The following is an 8,267-nucleotide window of genomic DNA, read 5'->3' as shown; positions in this document are numbered from 1 at the left end:
GCTTTTGTTGAGGAGGCTCAGGAATCAAGAACCAAGAATCAGGAGGAAGAGGGTTTTGTGGTGAATGGTGATGGGGAGCTTGTTGCGGAGGCTGCTATAGAGGATGCAGTTATGCAGGTTGATGATGCCGATGTCGTGGAGAGTTCATCCGCTATAGCGGGAAAAATTCTTACTTTATCCCCCCTTAGGGAGACCAAAGGAACAGTCGATTGGCAATTGAGCGGGCAAGAGCAGTAAACTAAAAAAGCTCATAAGATGCTATTCACATCTTATGAGCAAAAAAGGAACTATAAAGGAGCTCCGGTAGTTAAATTAATACCTGTAATAGTAGATGCATAAGTGCTGGTAAACGCGTTCCCGCTTGATACCGTTATTTTAGAGCCATTAATAAAAGATACCGCGGTAGCATAGTCTGCCCTAAAGCCTGTACTTGCGGTAATTTTAACATTATCAAAAACAATATCCGTCATCGGTTTTTCCGGAACAGCTATTAAATTACCGGCCTTACTGGCACCCGTTGCTGTAATGTTTTTCAAGGTGATGTGTTTCCAAACCGGTGTGGTGGTGGTTACCGCTTGAGCGGGATCTGATCCTGGAGTTGATGGAATGGTGTTATCAGGGTAATACTCGATAAAAGTAATTGGAGTAGATACATTCGTCATCGTGAGATTAGAAAAGGTAAGGTATTGAACGGTTCCGCTCCTGGTGCGGTTAGATTTGAGATGAGCGCCATTATCCGTACCGTTAAATGTACAATTATCCACTATAATATGATCTATGTTTGCGGTATAACTACCAATTGAGCAGCCATGTCCGGTACCGAAAGTACAACCAGATATGGTCACATATTTACTTTCGTTATTCATCGCGATATTATCATCGCCGCAGCTAATATTGCAATTGGTGATATTCACATTGGGCGACCATGTATCGATCCCATCCGTATTCGGAGCTGTTGAAGGCGAGCTGATGGTTACGCCCGAAATTGTAGAACTGTTGCTGTTTTTTCCTACAGTAATGTGAACATTAGGTGCATTCTGAATTTTGATTCCCGAAATTTCAACCGTATTGGCACTTGCAAAATTGATCATACAAGGCCGGTCAATCGCTGCGCCGGCTGCTTTTGAGGTTAAGTACGCGCTCCACCAGGCAGAACCTTGGCCTTCTAAGGTGCCCGAACCGCTAACTTTAACGTTGGTTAATCCATCAAGTTTAATAAAATCAGCAATGCCTGATGTTGCGCCCGAACCCGGATAAGTTCCATAAGCCAACGCTTTTAAAACAGCGCCGCTTGATAGCTGTAAACCTACATTGTTTTTTAACGCGATGGGCCCGCACAAAAATGTTCCCGAAGGCACCACAACTGTACCTCCGCCGGCTGAAAATGCGGCATTTATTGCGCTTACAACTGCCGCTGTATTATCTGATGAACTTGTAGATGCGCCATAACTTGTGATGGTAAAAGTTCCGGCCGGAATGCTTGGCGTTGACACCGAAAATGAGCTACTGATGGAAGTATCGGGCATTGGTGCAACTGTTGTGTTTATTGACGACTGATCTTTTTTACTGCAACTTGCCGTTAAAAGGCAAACCGTAGCCAGGGTTAAAATTGATTTTCTCATAATTTCATTGGTTTTTGTTTGTGATTGATTTTTAATTGATTGGTGCTCCCGTTGCGCTTATAACCGTGTTAGGGTTCCAGTTATCTGTGGTTACAGGGTTGCTATAGGTTGTTTTTAGGATATTTGTTACCGTGTAATTCAGCGCCTGGGCATCGGTAAGCCTTGTGATCCAGGCTGGGCGCGAAGTAATGGTTGATCCGGATCCGTTGTTGCGGTATTCAGAGAACCGGGCTGTAGCCTGATTGGCCGTATTACCCCAGTCGTTCCATCCGGCCGCGTTAACTACTGATGACATGGCCGTATTCAGGTAAGCTACCGCCGCGTATGCTCCCCATGGTCGTCCTAAATCGGTATGGGCACCAGAAGCTCCTGTGATGTTACATTTCAGAAATACAAGTCCATAAGTCACATAACTTTCCGTAGATGCTGCCGTAATTGCCGATCCGCCGTAAGAGTATAATTTACAGCTTTCAAAAACAGCGGTTGAACCGCCGAAAATAAAGTCTGTAGTACCTTCCAGGTAACAACCCTTCAAATATTGCCTGCACCTGTCACCATAGTAAGTATCCTGGCGACCAAGAAAGCTGCAATTATTAAAAACAGCCTTATCCGCTGTAACACTAATTGCGAGTGCCTGCCCCACCGGACCCGAAGAGTTTTCGAAGGTGACATTAACGGCGTAAAACCCCTCCGCTTTAATAAAAACACTGGAAGAGCCTGCCGTGCCATAACCCAGGCCTGTAGCCGGGTTTATCTTACTGGAGTAGTTATTATATGTTAATTTAACACCACTCATGCTTTCGCCTATCAGGGTTACGTTCTTCTTGGTAGATGCTAACGTTACAACCTCCTGATATACCCCGTTCTTAATGTAAATTACGGTGCGCGAGGCGCTGTTATCCGGAACCGCGTTTAGGGCTGCCTGTACAGTGGTATAATTGCCACTCCCATCTTTAGCAACTATAATGTTATACGCAACCACCAAATTGGCTACAGGGTCTCCATTAATTACAAATTTTGCATTATCCTCGCTCTGAGTGTTTACTTCTGATTTTTTACAGCCATAAAGCGTGCAAAGTGTTAAAAGTGAAAAGATTATAATTTTTGTTTTCATGTTTTTTAAATTTTAGGAAAATATTGGTGAGATGTAATAGAGTAGTGTGTTAACGGCTGGCAACAGTTGTTCCCTTGCCGGGAGATGGGGTTCAAGGGCCCCTGTTGTAAGGCCCCACAATGCATTCATCTAATGATGATGTCGGAGTGCGACTCACCACCAGATTAAATTGCTTTTCCATAAAAAGCAACAACAGGATAACCTGAAGCAAAACTTTTTCCATAATAGATGTTCGCTAATCATCTCACAGGCAATCAAAAGATCCCAGTAAAATGATAGTTTATAAATTGGTTTTTCGGGAAGGGAACCAGGAAAGTTTTAGGAATGCAATCGGTTGCCTTACAAAGACAAAGTTACACCTCATCCAGAAAAATGGGTTCAAATATTGATCTATTAGGTCCAAAAATTGGTTAGGCCTTAAATTTATAATTAAGCATATTATTTATATACGCAGAGCGCGTAATACATTGTATTCCTTCGAAAAATAAATTTTATATATGGTATAAAAACAGAATAAAATAAATAATAGTGCTGGAAAGTCTATCTCGTTAGAAAGCTATTCCTAAATTACAAATTCACCATTGCCTGGTCTGAGATTATAAATACCGACCAACAATAGCATCATTTTTTATTTTTTAAAGCCTTGATTTTATCCGTGATATTGGTAGCCGATGGTTTTAATTCGAGGGCTTTTTTGTAACAAGCAATAGCTTTTTCTTTAACTCCTTTTGTTACCCAGGCATCGCCAAGGCTGGTAAAGGCATTGGATGACCGGGGGTAATTCACCGTGTTCATTTCAAAAAGACCAATAGCATTATCCTGTGTTGTGGCATCAAGGATTAAATATGACGCGAAGGTATTAATGGTAATCTCATTTGGCAAAATGGTATACCCATACAGTTGCGATAATTGTTGATAGTGCTTTGTAAAAGTAGAGGCTTTAATCTGGCTATTGTCTTGAAGTAACATCGGCCATTCTTTGAATATAAAACGAAGTCCATCATAATAAGCCTTTGGCGGTTCGGTCATATGCGTATCATCAGGGTAGTGGCTATATTTATGATCCAGGCCCAAAATTTTCTTTTTACTGAGCAGAGAATCAAACTTAAGCAAGTCGGTATGAAATGCTACACCCTCATTACCATCACTATAAAAAAGCTTCTTATTTAAAGTCGATCCTTGTTCAAGCTTTTTATCTGCAAGCTTTAACAGATATCTCCTATCCCACCAAAAAGAAGGACTTACAGCCATATAAGCGTTAAACATATCCGGATGTGTTAAAAGGCAGTTAACAACGGTAATGCCTCCAAATGAATGCCCGGCAAATATTTTAAAAGGTTGGGTTTTGCAGGTTAAGTTTATAAACGGTATTAGTTCTTGTTTAATGAATTGAAAAAACTGTTCGTTACCTCCGCTTGATTTAAGCAATGATGTTGAACTGGTATCTGGCTTTCCGCTATAATCATAAATACTATGAGATGGCGTAAGGTCTCTTCTACGATCTGTATTAACGATACCTACTACAATCATTTCGGGTATCTCATCTACATTCCAGTGGCTCAAATATCTGCAAAATTCAGCCATCATCCCAAAATGGTTATCGGCATCAAGTACATACAGTACAGGGTAGTGTTTATTGATATTAGCAGAGTCGGCAGGCGGGGTATAAATATATATCTTCCGCTTTTCATTAAGTATTTTTGATGTAACTGTTACGGTACTTGCCGATACCAGCTTAATTTCCGGCTCGATCTGGGCCTTTGCAATCGCCGGAATTAGTAAGGATACTAATAAAAAGGCACAAAATATGATGGAATGCTTAATAACTGTATACATAGCGGTATGGTTTGTAAAATAAATTGCCGTATTGCGACCTCTACCCGGTTTTTTTTTATATTAAGGGTATGTTTTTTAATATAATACCCCCGCCCGTTCAGGCGTCCTCCGCCTGAACACCAACAGCCTGGAGCATCCACGCTCCCGAAATACTCAAATCTCCCTTACAATCCCTTCGCAATCGCCCCATAAATTGCATCCTGTATCCTGCCCCTAACTTTCAATGTCGATAGTTTATTACTTACCTTGGGGTGTACCCGGTTTGACAGGAAAATATACACCAAATTGCTCTTCGGGTCAACCCAAATACAAGTACCGGTATAGCCGGTATGGCCAAAAGTTTCTGGCGAAGCCAGTTTTGAAGGGTATTCCAAACTCAGGTCTGGGTCCCAGCGGTCAAAACCTAAACCACGTCTGCTGTTAGCCGAGTATTTAACCGTGAACTGTTTAATAATTTCGGGCTTCAAATATTGAGTGCCGCCGTAAGTACCGCCATTCAAAACCATCTGGTACAAAATAGCCACATCATTAGCGCTGGCAAATAACCCGGCATGGCCGGCAACGCCACCTAACAGGGCGGCGGTAGGGTCGTGTACATCGCCATGTAACAGGGCATGTCTATCGGTGCGGTCATCTTCCGTCGGGATGATCTGGTCCCTGCCGAAACGGTATAGCGGTAAAAAGCCAGCCGTTTGCATCCCCAGTGGTGTATAAAATTGCTTTTGTACATAAACGTTGAGCGGGGTTTGGGTAATGTTCTCTTCAACCTCTTTCATAAACAACATGCTCAAATCGCTGTATACATATTTTCCCGGTGTTCTTAATGGCGAATTAAACATATCCGGGTACATCACATCGTTCCAATAATTCTTCCTCAAGTAATAGCCATCGTTCACCCTTGTCGGGAAGGCGGCCGACGAATCAGCCGCATGATCTGCCGGTTTTACCTTAGTAAAAGTAGCGATATCGGGTATCAAACCTGCCTCGTGCAACAGCAACGATCTCACTGTAATATTGCTCTTATTGGTGTTCTTTGCTTTCGCGATATAGTAACCTAAGGTCGAATCCAGATTCATCTTACCCTCGCCGGTCAGCCTCATGGCCTCCATTGTAGTGGCCGAAACCTTGGTCATAGATGCCAGGTCGAATATATCGGTTATCTTATCGGGCATCGCGTTTTCATAAGTATGGTAACCATAAGCCTTGTTGAATATCACCTTACCATCCTTAGCCACAATCACCACGCAACCCGGTGTGGCCCGTTCGCGGATAGCTTCGGCAGCGATATCGTCAATAGCTGTCAGGTTGTTTGAGTTCACCCCCGCATCTTCCGGCACGGTATATTGCAAGCGTGTTTTAACCGTAGTAAAGCCCGTACCCGCGCGGTATTTAGCTGAAAAATTGGAGCCCAGTTTTTGCGTTGCCGCGATGCCTCCAAAAACAACCTGCGCGCTATAGCTTGCAGATAAGGCAGTCTGTTTTTCCGACCAAACAACAGGCGCGTTCACCCCATCCAGCGGACCAAGCGCCTTGCCCTTACCAAACACCACCACAATCACGTTCTTTAACTTCTGGTTGCTGTTAATAAAATCTATAAACTGTGGGTTCCCCGTTTCGGCATCCGTAAGCGATACGATGATGGTATTATACAGTTTCAGATCATCAGATAACACATTCAAATTGGAATACGGGTTGCCATTAAATGCCTGCACCTTAACATACTTGTTTAATATGCTATCAAAAGCGGTAGCATAAGCATAGCTAAAATGTACGCTGGCTACTTTGGCCATATCCAAATTTTGCAACGGTATTACTTGCTGCTCATTGTTAAGCACCACGGTTGACTTGGCTATCTGCGATTGCTCCATTAAGATGGTAGCATTGATAGCGTGGGGGTTTTGCGCGCAGGCGGTTTGTAATAAGGTACCGCCAATCAGCAGGGCGGCTAAAGTGTTATATAGCTTAATTCTTTTCATATACTTTTTCTCCGTTAACGTATGTTTTCAATACCTTAACTTTAGGTAAATCGGCATTTTTAGCCGTCATAATATCTTGATCAAGGATCACAAAATCGGCAAATTTTCCAACTTCTATGCTGCCTTTTTCTTTTTCTTCAAAATTGGCCCTTGCCGCCCAAATGGTCATACCCATTAAAGCCTGTTTGCGGTTCAGCGCGTTCTCCATCTGGAAACCATTCCTCGGTAAACCTTTCAGGTCCTGCCGGGCAACGGCTGCATAAAAGGTGTACATCGGGTTAATATTCTCTACCGGGAAATCCGTCCCCAAAGGTAACCAGCCATTTTGCTCCAAAAGCTTTTTGTTGGCATACGCCGATTTCAGTCTGCTTGCTCCCAAACGTTTAACCGCCCAATTCATATCCGATGTAGCATGCGTAGGCTGTACAGATGGAATGATGTTATTATCGCCAAATAGCTTAAAATCTTCCGGCGCTATGGTTTGCGCGTGCTCTATCCTCCATCGTTTATCGTTCTTGCCCTTTAGCACATTGGCATAAACATGCAGCATCATCCGGTTAGCCGAGTCGCCAATAGCATGCGTACACATCTGGAAGCCCTTATCTGCTATCTTTTGTGCCACTTCGGCAAAGTGTTTGGGGTCGCTCAACAAAAAGCCTTTCCATTTGGGCTGGTCGTTGTAATCCTGCAAAAGGCAAGCTCCACGAGATCCTAAAGCCCCATCCGCATAAACCTTAAACGCCCGCACATTTAAGCGTGGTGTTTTGATAATGCCGCGTTTAAACAAAAAAGTATAGTTTTCGGGTTTGTCGGATAACATCACATACAAGCGCATCTTCAACTTGTTTTCGTTCTGTAACTGTTTAATCAGGGGCACCAACTGGTAATCCAATCCGCAATCATCAACGGTAGTTAACCCAACCGCGAAGCAATTGGCCTGGGCATTGGTAAAGGCGTTCTGCAATTGCTCTTCGCTTGGCACAGGCATTTTATGCGATACCAGGCCAGTAGCGTTATCAACCAACATCCCGGTTAGTTTACCTTTAACAGTTTCAATAGTACCGCCAACCAGGGTTTGCCCCGGTTTTATACCGGCTATATTCAATGCCGCCTGATTGGCTATAGCCGCGTGCCCGTCAATCCGTGTCAGCATCACCGGCCTGTCCGGGAACAGCGAATCCAGCTTGCTCTTATCCGGGAATTGCTTAACCGGCCAATGGTTCTGGTCCCAACCACGGCCTATTAACCAGCCATCAGGGTTGTTCTTTGAGAAAACCACTACCGAATCAATGATCGCGTTCCAGCTCGATGTACCAACCAGGTTAACCGTTTGCAAACTTAATCCATAGCTAAAAAAATGGGCGTGTGCGTCAATAAATCCCGGGTAAACGGCTTTACCTGCCGCGTCTACAATTTGTTTGGCTTCGTATATGTTTTCCAGACTATCGGTTTTACCAACCGCTATAATTTTGCCGCCACTCACTACAAAAGCGTTTACGGTATCAAAATTATTATTTACAGTGTACACATGTGCATTTTTGACCAGTAGGTCGGCGCTTTGTTTTTTTGATTTACAGGCTATTATAAATATTAAAAGGAACGGCAGCAGTCTTTTAGTCATATTTTTCAATATAAATCGGATGTCATTTTATGATAGGGGCAAATGTATAACACACAATACACAGTAAAGTTATGCCATCATTTTTCTAAATTAGCAAC

The 8,267-nt window shown here is 43.1% G+C and carries 6 protein-coding genes; 1 reads left to right on the top strand and 5 read right to left on the bottom strand.

What is annotated here, in order from left to right; genetic code table 11:
• On the top strand, positions 1–237 hold a 237-nt coding region (locus ABIN91_RS14955; RefSeq protein WP_348052028.1), incomplete at its 5' end, for a hypothetical protein.
• A gap of 50 nt (positions 238–287) precedes the next feature.
• Here ABIN91_RS14955 and ABIN91_RS14950 read toward each other — a convergent pair.
• The 5 genes from ABIN91_RS14950 to ABIN91_RS14930 form a co-directional block, all read right to left on the bottom strand.
• Positions 288–1,622, bottom strand: a complete 1,335-nt coding sequence (locus ABIN91_RS14950; protein ID WP_348052027.1) for a glycosyl hydrolase family 28 protein — start codon at positions 1,620–1,622, stop codon at positions 288–290.
• Positions 1,623–1,653: 31 nt separating this feature from the next.
• Positions 1,654–2,736 carry a pectinesterase family protein gene (locus tag ABIN91_RS14945; RefSeq protein ID WP_348052026.1) on the bottom strand — a complete coding sequence of 361 codons (1,083 nt, stop codon included), beginning with the start codon at positions 2,734–2,736 and terminating at the stop codon, positions 1,654–1,656.
• Between the two features lie 621 nt (positions 2,737–3,357).
• On the bottom strand, positions 3,358–4,572 hold the full coding sequence (locus tag ABIN91_RS14940) for an alpha/beta hydrolase-fold protein (RefSeq protein WP_348052025.1): 1,215 nt from the start codon (positions 4,570–4,572) through the stop codon (positions 3,358–3,360).
• A 164-nt stretch (positions 4,573–4,736) separates the two neighbouring features.
• The gene (locus ABIN91_RS14935) at positions 4,737–6,548 is read right to left on the bottom strand and encodes a serine hydrolase (RefSeq protein ID WP_348052024.1); all 1,812 of its coding nucleotides are present in this window, start codon (positions 6,546–6,548) and stop codon (positions 4,737–4,739) included.
• Positions 6,535–8,169 (bottom strand): amidohydrolase, encoded by a 1,635-nt coding sequence (locus ABIN91_RS14930; protein WP_348052023.1) that lies wholly within the window; start codon positions 8,167–8,169, stop codon positions 6,535–6,537. Before ABIN91_RS14930 ends, ABIN91_RS14935 begins: the two co-directional genes overlap by 14 nt.
• Positions 8,170–8,267: the final 98 nt, after the last annotated feature.

The organism is Mucilaginibacter sp., from assembly GCF_039921305.1.
In the GTDB taxonomy this organism is placed as follows: domain Bacteria; phylum Bacteroidota; class Bacteroidia; order Sphingobacteriales; family Sphingobacteriaceae; genus Mucilaginibacter.
Note: the sequence above shows the minus strand (reverse complement) of the source record. Positions and strands in the feature narration are given on the sequence as shown.